This is a genomic window from Candidatus Methylomirabilis sp. (assembly GCF_028716865.1).
Taxonomy (GTDB): domain Bacteria; phylum Methylomirabilota; class Methylomirabilia; order Methylomirabilales; family Methylomirabilaceae; genus Methylomirabilis.
This window is the reverse complement of sequence record NZ_JAQUOY010000015.1, coordinates 1-19,285: the sequence shown is the minus strand read 5'-3', so window position 1 is coordinate 19,285 and position 19,285 is coordinate 1. Positions and strand designations below refer to the sequence as shown.

Sequence of the window (19,285 nt, the reverse complement as noted above, 5' to 3'; positions counted from 1 at the left end):
GACCAGGTGACAGGCCGTGCGCCTAAACCTCGTTATATCGTAGTCGAAGGCCCGATCGGCGTCGGCAAGACGAGCTTGGCCGAATTGCTGGCAGAGCGGCTGCAGGCCAGAAAGTTGTTGGAGGGTCCCGATGAGAACCCATTTATCGCTCAATTCTACACCGACATGCGTCGGTACGCCTTTCAGGCTCAGCTCTATTTCCTGTTGAACAGGTTCCGCCAGCAGCAGGAACTTGCCCAGTTCGATCTCTTCAAACAATCCCTGGTGAGCGACTATCTGTTTGCTAAGGATAAGATCTTTGCGTATCTGACGCTCGACGACAACGAACTGGCCCTCTACGAGCGGTTGCAGCCACTTCTGGAGACGCGTGTCGTCAAGCCCGACCTCGTTCTGTATCTGCAAGCCAGCACTGATGTTCTGATCCGGAGAATTCAGTCGCGGGCGAGGGCGTCCGAACGGGAACTGGGGCGGACCTACCTAGAGGATGTCAACGCAGCCTACAACCATTTTTTCTTCCACTACTCGACGACGCCGCTGCTGGTCGTCAATACCAACGAGATTGACTTCGTCAAGCATAAAGAGGATTTTGAAGACCTGGTCAGACAGGTCGAGACAGTGCGAGCGGGCACCCACTACTATGTGTCGCTTGGATCCCGCAAGTAGGGAGGGATCGACCATGACGAGTCAAACGGTCAGGACGGTCACCCTGCAGGAGATGAAGCGCGAAGGTCGGAAGATCACTATGCTGACGGCATATGACTACCCGATGGCGCTGCTTGTTGATCGTGCCGGGATCGATCTGATCCTGGTGGGTGACTCCGGGGGGATGACCGTCCTGGGGTACGAGACCACGATCCCGGTCACGATGGACGAGATGCTCATGATGACCAAGGCAGTTACCCGCGCTGTCAAACGATCCATGGTGATCGCTGACATGCCGTTCATGTCGTACGAGGCTGAGCCGGCCGATGCGGTCAGAAACGCCGGGCGGTTCGTGAAAGAGGGTCTGGCTCATGCCGTCAAGGTCGAGCGCGGTTGGCCCTCGCTACCATGTGTGAGGGCGATTGTGGACGCGGGGATTCCGGTCATGGGTCACGTCGGGCTTACACCACAAACGGCTGTGTTGCAGGAAGGGTTGAAGGTTCAGGGGAGAGGGCTCGATGCCGCCCGTCGCATCCTTGAGGATGCCCTGGAGCTTGAGAAGGCGGGGGCCTTCGCGATCGTGCTGGAGGCGATTCCAGGCGTACTCGCCAGGGTCATCACCAAACGGTTGACGGTTCCCACTATTGGGATCGGTGCCGGGCCAGACTGCGACGGTCAGGTCCTGGTCATCCATGACTTGCTTGGACTCTTCGATCGTTTCGTCCCGAAGTTCACGAAGCGGTACGCCGATCTGGCCGCGGTGATTACCGATGCGGTAGGCCGCTTTCGACAGGATGTCGTTGAATGCCGATTCCCGGACACCGAGCATACATACTCGATCGATCAGGAGACCGAAAGGGCATTGCTGAAGCTGTGAGGGACTGCCATGCGAGTTATTGATGAGCCGCCCTCGGTCCAACGCCAGTGTACGTCGCTTCGACGAGAAGGCAAGACGATTGGACTCGTGCCCACAATGGGCGCCTTTCACGAGGGACATCTGTCGCTCATGCGGAGCGCGCGCGCAGAAAACGATGTTGTCGTCGTGACCATCTTCGTCAATCCGATTCAGTTCGGACGGGGCGAGGATTTCGACAGCTATCCGCGAGACCTGCAGGGCGATCTGGCCCAGGCTGAGAGGACAGGGGTTGATCTGGTGTTCACGCCGTCCGCGGAGGCGATCTACCCGAAGGGCTTCCAGACGTACGTCGACGTGATCGAACTCACCGAGGGGTTGTGCGGCGCCTCCCGTCCGGGACACTTTCGTGGTGTGACCACGATCGTCACGAAGCTGTTCAATCTCATCAGGCCGCACCGGGCCTATTTTGGGCAGAAGGACTACCAGCAATCGGCGGTAGTTCGGCGTCTGGTAGACGACCTCAATCTGGACCTCGATATCGTCCTCTTACCGACGGTTCGAGAGGCCGACGGTCTCGCGATGAGCTCACGGAACGTTCGGTTGACGCCGCCGCAGCGACGGGCGGCATGTGTCCTCCATGCGTCCCTCAGGCTTGCGGAAGAGCGGGTCAGCGTCGGGGAGCGCAGCGCGAAGGCCATCCTCGACGAAATACGAGCAATGATCGAAGCCGAACCGCTGGCACGGCTCGATTATGTGGCCCTCTGTGATCCTGAGACACTGAAACCGCTCGACCGGATTGAAGGCCCCACGCTGTTGGCTCTCGCCGTACGGTTTGGCGGGACGCGCCTCATCGATAATAGCCTGATTAGGCTTCCCTGACGGTTGTCCTGCAGCAAGTCAGCCTCCAGTTATCAGCCATCGGCTTTCAGTCACACCCAAAGAATACCGTTTCACAACGACCTGCTTTCGGGTGAGTTGTGGGTCCAAAACCTACTTTTCCGCACTTGTCAGGCCAACGGTTGAAAGCTGAATACTGACCGAGAATCTTGCCTGCATATTTCTCTTGACAAGGCCAACAGGGTTCACTATTGTTGCGACACAGTGGGATGAGGTGGGATGAAATGGTATAGACTACCATAAAGAAGCGGTGCGATCCCATGTTCCGCGGAAGTTTCGAACACGCTATTGACGACAAGGGACGGCTCAGCATTCCGGCCAGATACCGCGAGATCCTTAAGCGGAGGCGAGAACGCGAGCTTATCCTCGTTGATCCTCTTTTTGACGCCTGCATCGTCGCCTACCCGATTAAAGCCTGGCAGCAGATCGAACAGAATCTCCTGAGTCATGGGAACTCGGACAGGAAGTTCCGGGAATACGCTCGTCTCATCTCAGCTCATGCGGTCGAGTCGACTGTTGACAGCCAGGGGCGAATCCTGATCCCTCCGCAACTTCGAGAAAAAGCGGATCTGCGCCGGGATGTCGTGATCGTTGGGGTGTTGGACAAGATCGAAATTTGGAATAGAGAGCGCTGGACGTCCTTTTGCGCGCAGGAGCGAGACCCTGAGGATTACGCGGGTAAGCTGGCGGAACTCGGAATCCGTGTGTAGGTGCAAGGTGTGGGGGCGATGTGGCAGAGGACGTAACCATCGAGGGCCGACATCTCCCGGTCCTGCTGGAGGAGGCAGTAGCCATCCTGCAACCGCGTGCTGGTGGTCGCTACCTGGATGCGACTGTGGGATTGGGAGGGCACGCGGAAGCTCTCCTGACGCGGAGCGAGCCGACGGGTCATCTGTGCGGGATCGATCGCGATGCCGAGGCTCTGGCCGTAGCCAAGAGTCGCCTCAGGCAGTTCGGGGATCGAGTCGAATTGTTCCAGGGTGACTTCGCCATGCTGAGTGCCGTTGCCGCTGAGAACGGGTGGGGCCCTTTCGATGGCATCCTATTTGATTTGGGCTTTTCATCCTTTCAACTGGATGATGCCTCCAGGGGATTCAGCTTTATGAAGGATGGGCCACTGGATATGCGGATGGATCGTCAGGGAGGCGGGAAGTCGGCGGCAGATCTGTTGGCCAGACTCTCGGAGCGCGAACTCGCGAGGCTCCTGCAAGAGTACGGCGAAGAGCGTTGGGCGAGGCGGATAGCGTCGCGAATTGTAGAAGAGCGGCGGAAGCAGCCGCTTACCTCCACCGCACAGCTCGTGCGCCTGGTGGCTGCGGTGGTGCCGAGGCGTGCTTGGCCTCGGCGGATCCATGTTGCGACACGAACCTTCCAGGCGTTACGCATTGCCGTGAACGATGAGCTGACCAGGCTTACACATGGCCTGCAGGATGCCATCGAACTACTTGCGACCGGAGGGAGGATTTGTATTATCAGCTTTCACTCGCTCGAGGATCGGATTGTAAAGGAAACGCTTCGTGGGTGGGCACGTTCGGAACCGCCGCGTGTCCATCTTCTGACCAAACGGCCGGTTGTCCCAACGGAGCGGGAGATCGAGGCCAATCCGCGTGCCCGCAGCGCAAAACTTCGGGCCGCAGAACGGCAATAGAGGAGGGGATGGGATGAGGGGACAAAGTATTGCCGCGTTGACGACGGTTGGACGAGACCGGGCAAGCAGTTTACTGAAACCGCGGGTTGATCAGATCCGAAGGTTCGATCTGCTCCCATCGCTGTTGCTGGGAAGCCTCGTTCTGCTCGGGGTCCTGTGTTACGTCTGGCAGCACATTCAGGTGGTTCGACTTGGGTACCAGGTAGAATACCTTGCGGGGGAGCGCGCCGGCCTCGTTCGACAGCAGAAAGAGCTGCGCCTGGAGGTAGCCCGACTCAGGTCGCTCCGTCGCGTAGAGGAGATTGCCCATCGTGAGCTTGGACTCACGAGTCCTAAGCCGGGTCAAGTGATCGTGGTTGAGTCGCTACTGCCCAAGACAACCGGCAACGATCTTTAGGGGTATTGAAATTCCTCATGTTGTTGATGGCCATGCAAGTCAACACGAGCTCTTAAGGATCTCAATATCTTCAGGATCGGGTCCAGAGTGATGGCGTGTATGCACCCTTCCTGTTGATAAAGAAGAAGAGAGAAGAGGAGGAGGAGGGAGAGTGAACGTACAGCAGCTCAATGATGTAAGGCAAAAGATCCTTGTCGTGGACGATGATTATATACAGCGGGAGCTGTTAACAGACTATCTTGAGCGGGTAGGCTTCGAGGTGCGAACAGTGCCGGACGGTCGCGCCGGACTGCACGCTCTGGGCGAATGCCGCTTCGATCTCATTCTGACGGACTACCGAATGCCTGCAATGACCGGCCTCGAGATGGCTGCATGTATTCGCAGGTCCGATGCAGTAACTCCCATTATCCTGATCACGGGCGACCTCTATTCACTCGACCCGGAGGACGTAGCGCAGGCCGGGATTACAAAGGTACTGCCGAAGCCTTTTCAGATGAACGAGCTCTTGAATAAGTGTTTATTTACTACTGTCCAGAACAACGGGTAACGATCTGAAGGGGCATTACAATTCCTTTTGGTCCGGACGGGTTTGTAGTCGAGTAGTGTTTAGAAGACCGGTATGCCGATGCAGCGTCGTATTCGTGAGCGATCGACCAAAAAAGGAGAAACCGCGCCCGCGCCGGCAAAGCGCGGTCTGTTGCGACGTCGTGTCATCGTCCTGTTCTGCTCGCTTGCCGTAGCCCTCACTGTCATTTCCGGCCAACTCTTTTCTCTCCAGGTGTATCAATATCCGAAGCTGGTAGAGGCCGCCAAGAGGCAATTCTGGCGACGGGTTCCATCGGCCTCCCGGCGCGGAACGATTTACGATCGCAATGGTCGGGAACTGGCCATCAGCCTCGCGACTTCCTCAATCTTCGCCCGACCGTCTCTTGTGGAGGACCCGGAGGGTACCGCCGCAGCCCTATCTGCCGCGCTCGGCATACCTGTCGGGCAGATCCTTGAGCGATTGCAGACAGAAAAGTCGTTTGTCTGGATCAAGCGATCAGTCTCCTCGGAGGAGGCGGAGGCTGTCTCGCGCCTCATGCTGAAGGGGATCGAATCTGATGCAGAAAGTAAGCGATTTTATCCAAAGCAGCAACAGGCGGCCCACCTGTTGGGATTTGTCGGAACAGACGATCGTGGACTGGAAGGACTTGAACTGCAGTACGATGCCTACCTGGCCGGCAAGCGTAAGTGGATTGTGCGACAACAGGATGCCAAGCGTCGGCCGATTTTCAGAGAGGAAGCAGGTGATACACAGGGTGCAGATCTCTACCTGACGATTGATGAGGTGATCCAATACGTTACTGAGCGGGAGTTGGAAGCTGCGGTGACCCAATCCGGCGCCCTCAGCGGCAGCGCTATTGTGATGGATCCTTTCAGCGGCGAGATCCTGGCGCTTGCCAACTACCCCACGTTCGATCCCAATGCATATGCCGAGGCGCGAGCTTTCGCCCGTCGGAATCGGGCGGTGGCTGATTACTACGAGCCGGGATCGGCCTTTAAGGTTATCGTGGGCGCCGGCGCCCTGGAGGAGAAGTTCGTACGGCCCGAAGATCGGTTCAACGGCGAGGGCGGCGCCATTGAGGTGGGTGGGGTTACCATTCGGGATCATGAGCGGTTTGAGAGCCTCACGTTCGCTGAGGTACTGGCCCACTCCAGCAATGTGGGGGCCATCAAGGTCGGCATGCGGCTTGGGAAGAGCCTCTATTATAATTATATCAGCGGATTCGGGTTCGGAAATCTCACTGAGATCGATCTGCCCGGAGAAACGCCCGGCATGATCCGACGCCCGAAGGAGTGGTCCGCCCTCTCGCTCGCTTCGCTCTCCATCGGGCAGGAGATCTCCGTGAGTCCGCTGCAGATGTTGGTGGCGATGAGCGCGATTGCGAACGGCGGCAACCTGGTTCGTCCATACGTCGCAAAGTCAATCGTTGCGGCGGACGGCAAAGTCATTCGCGAGAACGCGCCAATGCAGGTCAGGCGAGTCATCTCCGAGGCCACGGCGAGAACCCTCGCATCCATCCTCAAGGGGGTAGTGACGGAAGGGACGGGGAAGGCTGCGGCCGTGGAGGGATTCGAGGTCGCCGGGAAGACCGGGACTTCTCAGAAGCTGGATCCGACCACTCGCCGTTACTCGCGGCATAAGGTGGTGGCGTCATTTGTCGGGTTCGTTCCAGTCGAGCAACCTCGACTGGCCATCATCGTAGCTATCGACGAGCCGAGCATACTCCGTTGGGGTGGATCGATTGCGGCGCCGACGTTCCGGGAGATCGCGCGTGAGTCGCTGAAGCATCTCAGGATTACCCCGGGCACCCAAGAGCAGCCCCGGTTGGTAGAAGGAATTCGCAGTGCATCTTTCCGCCTTAATTAACGGGAGCGAGCACCAGCTCCTCCGCGGGTCCGTCGATCTGGAGATCCATGAGATCCGCTACGATTCCAGACAGGTAAGGCCTGGGGATCTATTTGTCTGCATCAGCGGGTTTAGGCGGGATGGCCACGACTTCCTCCAGGCCGCCTGGGCAGCGGGAGCCGTTGCAGCCCTGGTGGAGCGCAGCGACCTGCCGGAGCAGGCGCTGCGGGGTGGGACGGTGGTGAAGGTGGCTAATGCCAGGCAGAGCCTTGCCATGGTCGCGTGTCGATTCTACGATCATCCTTCGCGCAAGCTCACCATGGTGGGTGTGACAGGGACCAACGGCAAGACCACCATCACCTACCTAGTCGAGTCGGTGCTGCGACGCGCGGGACATCAGGTCGGACTGATCGGCACGATCGGGTACCACTGCAATGGGGTGGAGATAGAGGCCGCGCGGACAACGCCGGAGTCCTGCGATCTGCAAGCGCTCCTCAAACGGATGGGGCATCTGGGCGCTGACAGCGTCGTCATGGAGGTTTCGTCTCACGCCTTGGCCCTGCATCGCGTGGATGGCTGCGAGTTTGACGTAGCTGTGTTCACGAATCTGACACAGGACCATCTGGACTTTCATGGCACCATGGAGGCGTACCGGAACGCAAAGCTGTCCCTGTTTGAGGGACTGGGCATTGGATCAACAAAAACGATCGAGAAGGCGGCGGTGATTAATCTGGATGATCCCGTTGCGAACCTCTTTCTTGAGGCGACGCATGTGAGACGCTACACCTACAGCGTGCAGCAGCCGGCGGATCTGTCGGCTACTGATATCGGTATAGGGCCGGATGGCATTCGGTGCCGACTGCAGACCCCGTGGGGAGCGACGGCGATTCGCTCCCCATTACTGGGGAGCTACAATCTGTCCAATATCCTGGCGGCTGCCGCCACAGGATTACATCTAGGCGTGGATCTGTCGACGGTGGCAGAGGGGATCGCAGCGCTCCACCACGTCCCGGGTCGGTGTGAGCGGGTAGACGAGGGACAGGAGTTCAGCGTGATGGTTGACTATGCGCATACTCCTGACGCCCTGCGACGTGTCCTCCGTATGGCACGGCAGTGCTGTTCGGGCCGCTTGATCGTCCTGTTCGGGTGCGGCGGAGATCGGGATCGGGGCAAGCGCGCGATTATGGGAGAAGCGGCTCTGCAGTTGGCCGACTTCACCGTGATCACCTCCGACAATCCTCGCAGCGAGGATCCTCGCCAGATCACCGAGGAGATCGAGATCGGGGCGAAAAAGGTATGGGGTCAGGGTAAGGGCTATGTTACAATTTTAGATCGAGGGATGGCTATTCGCGAGGCCCTCTCGCTGGCGGGACGAGGTGATATGGTGGTGATCGCGGGGAAGGGGCATGAGACCTATCAGATGCTTCGCGATCGCACGATCCCTTTTGACGATCGACAGGTGGCGCGAGAGGCGCTTCACGAGTTGGGGTTCTGTCGTTCTTAACCCCCCAACCCCTATACCCTCTACCCTGTATGTGGTGGTGGTGTGCTGATTCGTATCGGTGATCTGGATACCCATTTTACCGTGTGGGGGGAAGGCAGTCCGGTGGTGCTCCTTCATGGGTGGGGTACCTCAGCCGAGTCCTTGGGCGCAGTTGCCAAGGCTCTGGAGGATCGATTTCGGGTATACGCCCTTGATCTGCCCGGTTTTGGCTGGACTCCATCTGCGGCCACGGTGTGGGGGACATGGGAGTATGCCTCCTATGTCGAAGCGTTTATGGATCGTGTCAATATCTCCGTGGCCACCCTAGTCGGCCATTCATTTGGAGGCCGAATCGCGCTCGCCTTGGCTGCTCGGTGGCCCAAGAGGGTGAGAAATCTTATCCTTGTGGCCAGCGCGGGGATCCGCCCGAGACGAGGGCCTGTGTATCGCGTGAAGGTTGGAGCTGCCAAACTGGCGAAGCGGTTCTTTTCATTGCCTATGTGGGGTAGGATGGGCGAGCGAGTTGTGGCCAAGATCTATCAACGGGTAGGGTCACGTGACTACCGGGCTGCCGGACCATTGCGTGCCACGCTGATCAAGGTCGTGGGCGAAGACCTCCGATCGATCTTGCCGTCTATTCGCGTGCCTACCCTGATTATCTGGGGAGACAGGGATCAGGAGGTGCCGTTCTCCTCGATGGAGATTATGGCGCGTGGGATACAGGGTTCGCGGCTGGAGGTGCTCGAAGGGGCCGGCCATTTCCCGTTTGTCGACAGACCAGACCGTTTTGGCCGGTTGGTAAGGGAGTTTTTGTGTCAGGACAGTCGGTGATGCGGTCGGATAGAACGCTTGGGTCTTCATTCTTAGGCCGAGCTGTAACTGGTGTTTTGCCATATATGGTGGTCGTTGTCACGCGCCATCTGGATCTGATATACCTTACTCAGTTGGAGCGGTACAACAGTGCGCGCCTGCGAGGCTGGATCGCCAGGCACTGGGGTATAGCCCTGGACGGCCGAGGGGCCCTCGTCCAGGTGGCGGTCCTTGGGGCCGGAATCCTCCTCGCGTGGTTGCCGCTTCCTGACATTCCAGGGTTAGGGCACGCCGGGACAGGCACGTTCTATATTGTTTGGCTGGGTGCCGGGATATGGCTAAGAGCCCGGTGGTCCTCACTCCAGGTCAGCCAGCGGCTGCAGTGGACACCCCGAGCGGTGCGCGTGGCAGCGGTCACATTCGTCCTTGCAGCAGCGGTCATGTTTGCCGCCTCCTGGCTGACTGTGATCTTAGTGTCTCGACTCATACCGGCCCCTCGCGCCCTTCTTGTCGGTATCGGTTTGGCCGCCGGCCTTCTCGTGATATCCGAGGTCGCAGCGGGTACCGTCTTTGCGGCAAATCTGAGCCTCGCCCCGTTGGAGCAGGCGATCAATCACCGCTTCTATGCGCAGGCTAAAGTGCGCATGCGGCAGTATCCTGGAGAGGTCGTCGGGATCACAGGCAGCTATGGGAAGACGACGACTAAGTTCATCCTCGCCACGCTGCTTCAGAGGCGCTATTCGGTCTTCAAGACGCCTGACGGCGTCAATACCACCATGGGCATTGTTCGGGTCGTCCGCGAGACGCTTCGGGACGACCACCAGTTCTTCGTCGTTGAGGTGGCGGCATACGGCCCCGGCGAGATCAGGGAGGTATGCGAGATCCTGCGGCCCCGGCTCGGCATCCTCACAGCAGTTGGGGTCCAGCACCTCGAGCGGTTCGGCACGCCGGAGCGGATCGCCGAGGCGAAGTATGAGCTGATCGATTCGCTTCCACCGGGTGGCCTGGCGATCGTGAACGCTGACGATCCAGGCGCTCTGCGACTGGCCGAACGCGCGAGGCGGGAAGGTCGGCGCGTGCGCTTGTACGGAGTCGGTGAGGACGAGCGGGCTCTGGACATCCGGGGGAAAGATATTAAACTGTCCAGTCATGGCTCGGCCTTTCGTGTGGAGACCGAGCACGGCGCGGCCATGTTCGAGACCAAGCTGCTGGGAGGCTGGAACATTGCCAATATCCTGGGGGCGACAGCCGCTGCGTTAGAGTGCGGCGTGCCCCTGGAGGAGATTGCCGATGGGGTAAAGTCTCTCACGCCGGCGCCCAAGCGCCTGGAACTCCGCGAAGAGGGCGGGGTTATCAAGCTGATCGATGTCGCCAATGCCAACCCGCTCGGGGCGCAGATGGCCCTTGAGGTCCTCAGCCAGTTTGAGGGGGGCTCGAAGATCTTGATTACGCCGGGTCTGGTGGAGTTGGGCCAGATCGAGGCGGAGGAGAACCGCCGGTTTGGCCGGGCTGCCGCTGCGGTGTGTGATTACGTCCTGCTGGTCGGGCCACAGCAGACGCAACCGCTACGTGAAGGGCTTCGCGAGGGTGGTTTTGCCGGTAGCCGGGTCCTGGTGGCTCGGCACAGCGGTGAAGTGACAGACTACCTCAAGGCGATCGTCCGAGAGGGCGATGTCCTGCTCTACGAGAATCGACTGCCTGATACGTACCTGGAGTTCGCATGAGTGGCGCCATCAGACGCATAGGGCTGATCTTCGGAAGTCGCTCGGTGGAGCGAGAGATCTCCATCATGACCGCCAGCAAGGTCTATGAGGTTCTCCTCTCGTTGCAGGACCAGTTTGAGACGCTGCCGATCTTTCTCACGGCGGAGGGCACGTGGCTCACTGGTGAGTCGGTTCGGGATCTGTTGTCCGTCGATGCCGAGATACGGAGGCTGGCGGAACGAAGCGTCATGGCGGGACCGACTGAGCGAGCGAAGATCGATGCGGACAAGCTGAGGCTGAATCGGGAACGATACACGCCTCAGCTTGACAATCTGGATCGGGGACTGAGCGCGACGGGCGTTGAGCCGCTCTTTCTGGCGCCGGACCCATCGGTCGGCGCGTTGATGCCACAGCAGGAGCGGAAAGGCTGGCTTCGTAAGCAGCTTTACCCCACAATCGACTTGGCCTTCCCGGTCATTCATGGGACACACGGCGAGGATGGAACGATCCAGGGTCTGTTTGAAATGGCCGATCTGCCGTATGTCGGGGCTGGGGTCGTCGCCTCGGCCGCGGGAATGGACAAGATCATCTCCAAACTCATCTTTCAGGGCGCAGGCCTGCCGGTTGTTGAGGGGATTGGCATTACCCGGCGTGAACTGTTGGAGGATGAAGCGGCCGTCGTACAGGCGATTGAGCGCAGGCTGAGCTACCCGGTAGTGGTCAAGCCTGCCGTAGCCGGCTCCAGCGTTGGGATCGGTGTGGCTCATGATGCGGCCGAAGCGTTGAGCCTGGCGAAGCGCGCGATGCGATTCAGTCATCGCGTGCTGGTCGAGCGGGCTGTTGAGCAGCGTGTCGAGGTGCAATGCGGCGTTCTGGGCAACCATGCGTTGACCGTCTCGGAATGTGAGGAGCTCATCAGCTCTGGCGAGGTTGTGGGCTATCGTGACAAATACCCGGAGGACAAGCTGCCTGGGAGCGCGGACCTGGCGCCAAGTGTCATTCCCGCCAGGATTCCAAAGACCCTCGCTGATGAGATACGGTCCATGGCGGCAGCTGCCTTTCAGGCGATCGACGCGCGCGGGATCTCCCGGGTTGATTTTCTTATCGACTCAGCCGCGATGAAACCGTACGTCAATGAGGTCAATACCATGCCTGGGTCGCTTTCCTTTACCCTTTGGGAGCGGAGCGGGGTGAAGCCTGCGGATCTCGTCGTTCGTCTGGTGGAATTGGCGCTTGAGGCCCATCGAGACAAGCGTTCAACCCATTTCAAATCGACAGAAGGCAGGGCGTTGGTGGATCGACGGCATCTGGTGACGCCGGGGAAATGAGACTCAATGCTCTATCATCTTCTCTTCCCGTTACACCAGACCTACTCTATCTTCAACGTCTTTCGGTACGTCACCTTTCGCACGGCTGGGGCTATCCTCACCGCGCTGCTGATCAGTTTACTGCTGGGACCTGCGCTGATCCGCAAGCTTCGGGAGCTACAGATCGGCCAGAGCATCAGGGACGACGGACCAGCGGATCATCTGCAGAAGGCCGGGACGCCCACGATGGGCGGCCTCCTGATCCTGGCCTCTGTGTTCATCGCCACGTTGCTCTGGGCGAACCTGGCCAACCGATTCGTCTGGCTTGCCCTATTTTGTATGGTCTGGATGGGGGCGGTGGGGTTCATCGACGACTACCTGAAGGTGGTGTCCAAGAACAGCAAGGGGCTTTCGGCCAGAGCAAAACTGTTGTGGCAGGCGATTCCCAGCCTGCTTGTTGGGCTCTGCCTGTATATCAACCCGGTCGATCCGTCCACCACGAAGCTGGCTATTCCCTTCCTCAAACACTGGATGCCGGATCTGGGCTGGGGCTACGTCCTGTTTGTGATGCTGGTCATCGTTGGCACGTCAAATGCGGTAAACCTGACCGATGGCCTGGATGGACTGGCTATCGGCCCGATTCTGATGACGGCTGCGGCGTACACGATCCTGGCGTACGTTGCAGGGAATGCCAGCATCGCCCACTACCTGCAGGTGGTCTTCGTGAGGGGAAGCTCGGAGCTCACCGTCTTTGGCGGCGCCATCGTTGGGGCCAGCCTGGGGTTTCTCTGGTACAACGCATACCCCGCGCAGCTCTTTATGGGCGACACCGGATCGCTCGCGCTTGGGGCCGCCGTGGCAACGCTCGCTGTCCTGGTTAAAAGCGAGTTACTCCTGCTCATCGTCGGGGGGGTGTTCGTGGCGGAGGCCATCTCAGTGATCCTGCAGGTCTTCTCCTACCGGACGACCGGCCGACGGGTCTTCCGGATGGCGCCGATCCATCACCACTATGAGCTGAACGGGATGGCGGAGCCGAAGATCATTGTTCGGTTCTGGATCATCTCCTTTATCCTGGCCCTGCTTTCGCTCACGACATTGAAATTGAGGTGAAGTGGAGCCTGTAATGATCGATCTGGCCGGCAAGCGGGTAGTGGTCGTGGGGTTGGCGCGATCCGGGGAGGCGGCCTGCCGCCTGTTACTCAAGCAGGGGGCTACGGTCATCGGTACCGACCGCAGGAGTGAGCGTGAGATCGGTGCTGACATCTGCGGCCTGGAGCAGGACGGGGTCAGTCTTGAACTGGGCGAGCATCGTCTGCAGTCTTTACTCTCGGCCGATCTCGTCGTGGTAAGCCCGGGGATCGATCTCCGTGAGCCGCTGTTTCAGCGGGTCCGTGAGGCAGGCATCCCGCTTATCGGCGAGGTCGAGTTGGCCTACCGATACAGTGAAGCCACATTCATAGGAATCACCGGGACCAACGGCAAGAGTACTACCACGACCCTTCTGGGCGCGATACTCACGCAAGCGGGTTTGCCTTCGCATGTGGCCGGCAACATCGGAACCCCCCTCTGCGAAGTGGCGCCTTCTCTTGCGGCGGGCGAGTGTGTAGTGACGGAGCTATCGAGCTTTCAATTGGAATCGATTGAGGAGTTCAGGCCGCGCGTGGCGTTGCTCCTGAATCTCGCGCCTGATCATCTCGACCGATATGCGTGCGTCGAGGACTATTACCGAGCCAAAACCCGCATCTTCGAGAACCAAAGACCGTCGGACGTTGCCATCGTGAATGCGGACGATCCGCTGGTCCTCCAGGCGGCAGCGCAGGTCAGGGGACGGAGGATCGCATTCAGCCGAACGAGACCGCTCGATACGGGGGCGTACGTCGAGGGAGATCATTTGGTCCTCAACCTCGACGGGAGGCAAGAGGTGATCTGCCGGGTGTCCGAGGTGAAGATCCAGGGGGTGCATAATTTGGAGAACGCCCTGGCTGCGAGCCTCGCGGCAGCGGTAGTCGGCGTGTCCCCTATGGCGATCCGGAATGCGCTCACCAGCTTCGAAGGGCTCCCACACCGCCTGGAATTTGTTGCCGAGATCGATGGTGTTCGGTATATCGATGACTCTAAGGGGACAAACGTTGGGGCGGTGGTTCGATCACTTCAAAGTTTCACTGTCCCCATTGTGCTCATCGCCGGCGGCAAGGACAAGCAGGGTGACTTCAGGCCGCTGGTGCCTCTTGCCCGCGAGCGGATAAAAAGGCTGATCCTGATCGGCCAGGCCGCTCCAAAACTGCGGCTTGAGTTGGCTGGAGCCTGTCCGATGGAGGAGGCCTCGAGTCTTGAGGAGGCCGTTCGGTGCGCCGCAGCCGCCGCATCGCCGGGGGATATTGTGCTGCTTTCGCCGGCCTGCGCCAGCTTCGATATGTTTACTGATTTTGAAGAGAGGGGGCGTGTCTTCAAGGCGGCGGTACGGAGGCTTCTGCCTCCTATTTACAGCATACGGGGGCACGCATGATTGGTAAGCGCATCTCTTATGATAGGCTACTGTGCAGCGTCGCCCTGTTACTGGTCGGGCTCGGTATCGTGATGGTCTATAGCGCGAGCGCTATCAAGGCTCAGGAGAAATACGGCGATCCGTTCTTTTTCCTGAAGAAGCAGCTCCTCTGGGCCCTGATCGGGTTGATGGTCATGGTCTGGGCCATGTACCGCGACTACCGCACATTTCAGCGGTATGCGCCCCTGTTGTTCTTTTTCTCGTTGTTTCTCCTCGTTCTGGTGCTGGTCCCATCAATCGGGGTTAAGGTCAACAACGCCCGTCGGTGGATCAGGCTGTTCGGGGTTTCCTTTCAACCTTCCGAGCTTGCCAAGCTCTCTATCGTTCTACTCTTGGCCAGGTACTTTGCCAAAAGCGCCGATGGGGAGGAGCACTTCGCCAAACGCTTTCTCTTGCCGCTTATCCTTTCCGGACTCGTGTGTGGCCTGATTGTATTGCAGCCTCACTTTGGGATGGTGGCAGTCCTGCTGTGCGTAGCCATGGCGCTTTGTTTCGTGGCAGGCGTCCGTCTCAGCCACCTGGGCATTGTTGTACTTGTGGTGGTGACACTTGCCGTCACGCTCGTCCTGGCCCACCCGTATGCCAGAACGCGCGTGATGACGATTCTGGATCCCAGTCACGCCTCCTCCCAGGCGGCGCATCAGACCCACCAGTCAATCTACGCAATAGGGCCTGGGGGACTACTGGGACGAGGGCTCGGAGACAGCTATGGGAAGCTGGGCTATCTGCCCGAGTCCCATACCGAGTTTATCTTTGCCGTTGTCGGGGAGGAGGCAGGGCTCGTGGGGACGCTGCTGGTGGTCTTTCTCTTCGGTATTCTCCTGTGGCGCGGGACCAGGATCGCACTCCGGGCGCCTGACCTGTTTGGCGCTTACGCGGCGATGGGGATTACCTTTATTATCGTAACACAAGCCGCCATCAACCTTGGGGTAGTTGTCGGCCTGCTACCCATCACGGGTTTGCCTTTGCCACTGGTCAGCTTCGGCGGCACATCCCTTGTCACTACCTTTTTGTGCATCGGGATCTTGCTCAGCATCTCCCGTCGTCAGACGGCGAGAGGACGACTCGCGTGAAGGCCATTATTACAGGAGGCGGGACTGGCGGTCACCTCTTTCCTGCTATTGCATTGGCCGAGGAACTCAGGTCAAGGCAGGCTGACCTATCGCTCCTGTTTGTTGGCGTCGAGGGAGGGGTTGAGGCGACGTTGCTGGCCACGAGAGGTTGGGACTTCGAGGGGATCAAGGCTTCAGGCCTGCAGGGCAAGCGGCTACTGTCGCGACTTCGGAGCCTCATGCTGATCCCCTCAGGTCTTATCCGGTCTCTATCGATCCTTCGACGGTTCCGTCCCGATGTTGTGGTCGGGTTTGGTGGCTATGCCTCAGCTGCCATGACGCTGTCGGGAGTGCTTACAAGGGTTCCAACCGTGATCCATGAACAGAACGCCTTGCCGGGGCTTGCCAACCGATGGTTGGGGAGGTTCGTTGATCGCGTTGCGGTCGCCTTTGAAGAGGCATCCGATTTTTTCCCCAAGGGCAGCGTGCTTGTGACCGGCAATCCGGTCCGAACGGAGCTCTTCGGCGTGAGCAGGACAGAGGCAGCGACCCGCTTGGGCCTCGATCCGAATCGATTTACCCTTTTGATCTTCGGCGGCAGTCAGGGGGCTCACGGGCTGAACCGAGCGGTCATGGAGGCGCTCCCTCAGCTTACAGACGAGCGAGAGCGAATCCAGTTCATTCATGCCACGGGTCCGCGCGACCTTTCTGCTGTTCGACAAGGGTATGATGCGCTTGGGTGCCCCGCGGTGGTAGAGCCATTCTTCCAGGCGATGGCTGTGGCGTATGCCGCCGCCGATCTCTGCCTCTGTCGGGCGGGGGCCGGCACTGTGGCAGAGCTCTGCGCCCTGGGGAAACCGTCAGTGCTCGTTCCGTTCCCCTTTGCCGCCAACGATCACCAGCGCTACAATGCTGAAGCGCTGATCGCCTCCGGTGGAGCCCGGATGGTCCTGGACCGCGAGTTGAGCGGCGCCGCAGTGGCCGAGCTCATACGGACGTTTCTTCGCGACAGAGAGGGGCTTGAGGCTATGGCGCGCGGGGCGAAGGCCTTGGCGAAGCCGGATGCGGCAGCCCGCTTGGCCGATCTCGTGACGCTCACTGCGGCCCGGGTGCCAGGCGCCAAGTTTCAAGTGACCAGCCCGGAATTGCGAAGCGGAACTCGGAGTTGTGGTCATGTTTAAAAAGATTCGGCACATCCACTTCGTCGGGATCGGGGGGGTCGGAATGAGCGGAATTGCCGAGGTCCTCCACAATCTTGGCTATCAGGTCAGCGGCTCCGATCTGAAGGTGTCAGAGCACGCCCTTCGCCTCCAGGAGTTGGGAATTGCCATTCAGATCGGTCACGATCCCGCCCACGTACAGGATGCCGACGTTGTGGTCCGGTCCTCGGCGGTCTCGCCGGAGAATCCCGAGATTGTCGCGGCGAAGGTTCACGCCATCCCGGTCATTCAGCGAGCTGAGATGCTGGCTGAACTGATGCGGATGAAGTATGGCGTCGCGGTTGCCGGCACCCATGGGAAGACCACGACGACCTCCATGGTAGCCACGGTCCTGGCCAAGGCGGGCCTCGACCCCACGGTAGTCATCGGGGGCAGGCTGGATGCGCTTGGCAGCAATGCGAAGCTCGGGCGTGGCGAGTTCATGGTCGCGGAGGCAGACGAGAGCGACGGTTCCTTCCTCAAGCTGGCTCCTACCATCGCCGTCGTGACTACCATCGACGCCGAGCATCTCGATTACTACCGTGATCTGCAGCAGATCAAAGAGACGTTCCTCGAGTTCATCAATAAAGTCCCTTTCTATGGCTCCGCTATTCTGTGCCTCGATCAAGAACAGATCCGGGACCTGTTGCCCAGGGTGGAGAAACGCATTATCTCGTATGCCTGTAACGAGCGGGCCGATTTGACGGCAGAGGGAATCTCGCTGACCGGACTCAACTCCAACTTCAAGGTGAGGTTCAGGGGAGAGCCTTTGGGGGAGATACAACTCAGGGTTCCCGGATTGCATAATGTGTCGAATGCATTGGCGGCAATGGCAGTGGGCCTCGAGCTGGAGATCGAGTTTGCCGTGATCCGGACGGCGCTCGGGGAGTTCTCCGGTGTCGCTCGACGTTTTCAGGTAAAGGGAAGCCCTCAGGATATCATGGTGGTGGACGATTACGCCCATCACCCGGCAGAGATCCAGGCCACACTGAGAGCGGCCAGGGCTGGATTTGATCGGCGGCTGATCGCCGTCTTCCAGCCGCATCGTTATACCAGGACCTGCAGGCTCCTACCCGAGTTCGCATCCGCCTTCGATCTGGCCGATCAGGTGATCATCACCGAGATCTACCCGGCTGGGGAGGCGCCGATTACCGGCGTCTCGGGTAGACAGATTGCGGACGGGGTTGCCGGCCGGAGAGGACCGGAGGTCCTGTATGTGGAACGCAAGGAAGAGATCCCGGACCGGGTCCTTGAGTTGACTCGTCCCGGCGACCTAGTCATCACCATGGGCGCGGGCGACATCTGGAAGGCCGGCGAGCAGATTCTCGGCCGGCTGAAAGACAGGGTATAGGGTGGAGGGGTTAGAGTAAGTGTGACGGAAATGATTACGACGCAGTTCAAGTTGCAGGAAAGGCTGCACGGTGTGATCAAGGGAACGATCCTCACTGAAGAGCCGCTCGCCCTGCATACCTACTTCCGGATCGGAGGCCCAGCCGAGGTGATGGTCTACCCCGCTGGCCTTGAAGATCTGAAGACCTTACTCAAGGTAACGCGGGACGAGGCGATTCCTCTCCTGATCCTCGGCAGTGGAAGTAATATGCTGGTGTTGGATGGAGGGGTCAGGGGTTTGGTTATCAATCTCTCACGAACCTTTCTGGAACTCCAAGCGACCGGTGAGCAGATCAGGTGCGGGGCCGGCGTGCGGACAAGCCGTCTGCTGGCCCTCTCCGCGATGAGTAGCCTGACCGGTCTCGAAGGGCTGGCAGGAGTGCCGGGAACCGTTGGAGGAGCGATCAGGGGGAATGCCGGGACGCCCGTGGGCGCCATCGTCGATCACCTGGACTGGGTTCGACTTGTGGACGGCTTGGGCGAGGAGCGGTATCTCACGCGGGAGGAACTCAGACCGGGTTACAGGCACTGTATCCTTCCGGCAGGTTCAGTGATCGTTGAAGCTTGCTTCACGCTCCGACGCGGAATGGCGGCAGCGATCAGAGGGACGATCTCAACGTCGCTGGCGAAGAGGAATCTAACGCAGCCTGTGGAGGTTAGGTCGGCAGGGTGCATCTTCAAGAACCCTCCGGGAGAGTTCGCGGGGCGTCTGGTGGAGCAGGTGGGGCTCAAGGGGCTCCGGCGTGGAGGAGCGCAGATCTCCGAGAAACACGGTAACTTTATCGTAAATCTCGGCGGGGCTACGGCGACAGATGTGCTCTGGCTGATCGAGCAAGCTAGAGCCCTAGTGATGGTCAAGACAGGAGTGGCGCTTGAACTGGAGATCCAGATTGTCGGATCGCCCATCGCGAGATGAGGATAGTGTTGGGTTTCGCCCAAATCGGCGCTTCCTGAGGTTGGAATCG

The 19,285-nt window shown here is 59.5% G+C and carries 18 protein-coding genes; all 18 read left to right on the top strand.

Annotated elements, in window-relative coordinates:
- Positions 1-6: 6 nt before the first annotated feature.
- The 18 genes from PHV01_RS07395 to murB all read left to right on the top strand — a co-directional run bounded on the left by PHV01_RS07395 (position 7) and on the right by murB (position 19,236).
- On the top strand, positions 7-663 hold the full coding sequence (locus PHV01_RS07395; protein ID WP_337290515.1) for a deoxynucleoside kinase: 657 nt from the start codon (positions 7-9) through the stop codon (positions 661-663).
- 13 nt (positions 664-676) lie between these two features.
- On the top strand, positions 677-1,519 hold the full coding sequence (gene panB, locus PHV01_RS07390) for a 3-methyl-2-oxobutanoate hydroxymethyltransferase (protein WP_337290514.1): 843 nt from the start codon (positions 677-679) through the stop codon (positions 1,517-1,519).
- Between the two features lie 9 nt (positions 1,520-1,528).
- Entirely contained in the window at positions 1,529-2,377 is an 849-nt protein-coding gene (gene panC, locus PHV01_RS07385) for a pantoate--beta-alanine ligase (protein ID WP_337290513.1), read from the top strand.
- Between the two features lie 278 nt (positions 2,378-2,655).
- A complete protein-coding gene (gene mraZ / locus PHV01_RS07380) occupies positions 2,656-3,105 on the top strand; it encodes a division/cell wall cluster transcriptional repressor MraZ (protein ID WP_015744850.1) in 450 nt (149 codons plus the stop codon).
- 20 nt (positions 3,106-3,125) lie between these two features.
- A complete protein-coding gene (gene rsmH / locus PHV01_RS07375) occupies positions 3,126-4,043 on the top strand; it encodes a 16S rRNA (cytosine(1402)-N(4))-methyltransferase RsmH (RefSeq protein WP_337290512.1) in 918 nt (305 codons plus the stop codon).
- A gap of 13 nt (positions 4,044-4,056) precedes the next feature.
- Complete coding sequence (locus tag PHV01_RS07370) at positions 4,057-4,440, top strand: cell division protein FtsL (protein ID WP_337290511.1); 384 nt, start codon at positions 4,057-4,059, stop codon at positions 4,438-4,440.
- A 151-nt stretch (positions 4,441-4,591) separates the two neighbouring features.
- A complete protein-coding gene (locus PHV01_RS07365) occupies positions 4,592-4,987 on the top strand; it encodes a response regulator (protein ID WP_337290510.1) in 396 nt (131 codons plus the stop codon).
- Between the two features lie 78 nt (positions 4,988-5,065).
- A complete protein-coding gene (locus PHV01_RS07360) occupies positions 5,066-6,853 on the top strand; it encodes a penicillin-binding protein 2 (protein ID WP_337290509.1) in 1,788 nt (595 codons plus the stop codon).
- On the top strand, positions 6,831-8,336 hold the full coding sequence (locus PHV01_RS07355) for a UDP-N-acetylmuramoyl-L-alanyl-D-glutamate--2,6-diaminopimelate ligase (protein ID WP_337290508.1): 1,506 nt from the start codon (positions 6,831-6,833) through the stop codon (positions 8,334-8,336). The genes PHV01_RS07360 and PHV01_RS07355 overlap by 23 nt, the downstream gene beginning before the upstream one ends.
- A gap of 42 nt (positions 8,337-8,378) precedes the next feature.
- On the top strand, positions 8,379-9,146 hold the full coding sequence (locus PHV01_RS07350; protein ID WP_337290507.1) for an alpha/beta hydrolase: 768 nt from the start codon (positions 8,379-8,381) through the stop codon (positions 9,144-9,146).
- Between the two features lie 65 nt (positions 9,147-9,211).
- A complete protein-coding gene (murF, locus tag PHV01_RS07345) occupies positions 9,212-10,849 on the top strand; it encodes a UDP-N-acetylmuramoyl-tripeptide--D-alanyl-D-alanine ligase (RefSeq protein WP_337290506.1) in 1,638 nt (545 codons plus the stop codon).
- Positions 10,846-12,156 carry a D-alanine--D-alanine ligase gene (locus PHV01_RS07340; protein ID WP_337290505.1) on the top strand — a complete coding sequence of 437 codons (1,311 nt, stop codon included), beginning with the start codon at positions 10,846-10,848 and terminating at the stop codon, positions 12,154-12,156. The genes murF and PHV01_RS07340 overlap by 4 nt, the downstream gene beginning before the upstream one ends.
- Before the next feature lie 6 nt (positions 12,157-12,162).
- Positions 12,163-13,245: a phospho-N-acetylmuramoyl-pentapeptide-transferase gene (mraY, locus tag PHV01_RS07335; RefSeq protein ID WP_337290504.1), complete on the top strand. Its 1,083-nt coding sequence runs from the start codon at positions 12,163-12,165 to the stop codon at positions 13,243-13,245.
- Positions 13,246-13,258: 13 nt separating this feature from the next.
- Positions 13,259-14,641: a UDP-N-acetylmuramoyl-L-alanine--D-glutamate ligase gene (gene murD / locus PHV01_RS07330; RefSeq protein WP_337290503.1), complete on the top strand. Its 1,383-nt coding sequence runs from the start codon at positions 13,259-13,261 to the stop codon at positions 14,639-14,641.
- Complete coding sequence (gene ftsW / locus PHV01_RS07325) at positions 14,638-15,753, top strand: putative lipid II flippase FtsW (RefSeq protein WP_337290502.1); 1,116 nt, start codon at positions 14,638-14,640, stop codon at positions 15,751-15,753. Before murD ends, ftsW begins: the two co-directional genes overlap by 4 nt.
- Positions 15,750-16,913, top strand: a complete 1,164-nt coding sequence (gene murG / locus PHV01_RS07320) for an undecaprenyldiphospho-muramoylpentapeptide beta-N-acetylglucosaminyltransferase (RefSeq protein ID WP_337290501.1) — start codon at positions 15,750-15,752, stop codon at positions 16,911-16,913. Before ftsW ends, murG begins: the two co-directional genes overlap by 4 nt.
- Complete coding sequence (gene murC, locus PHV01_RS07315) at positions 16,906-18,282, top strand: UDP-N-acetylmuramate--L-alanine ligase (protein WP_337290500.1); 1,377 nt, start codon at positions 16,906-16,908, stop codon at positions 18,280-18,282. The genes murG and murC overlap by 8 nt, the downstream gene beginning before the upstream one ends.
- A gap of 30 nt (positions 18,283-18,312) precedes the next feature.
- Complete coding sequence (murB, locus tag PHV01_RS07310) at positions 18,313-19,236, top strand: UDP-N-acetylmuramate dehydrogenase (RefSeq protein WP_337290499.1); 924 nt, start codon at positions 18,313-18,315, stop codon at positions 19,234-19,236.
- Positions 19,237-19,285 lie beyond the last annotated feature (49 nt).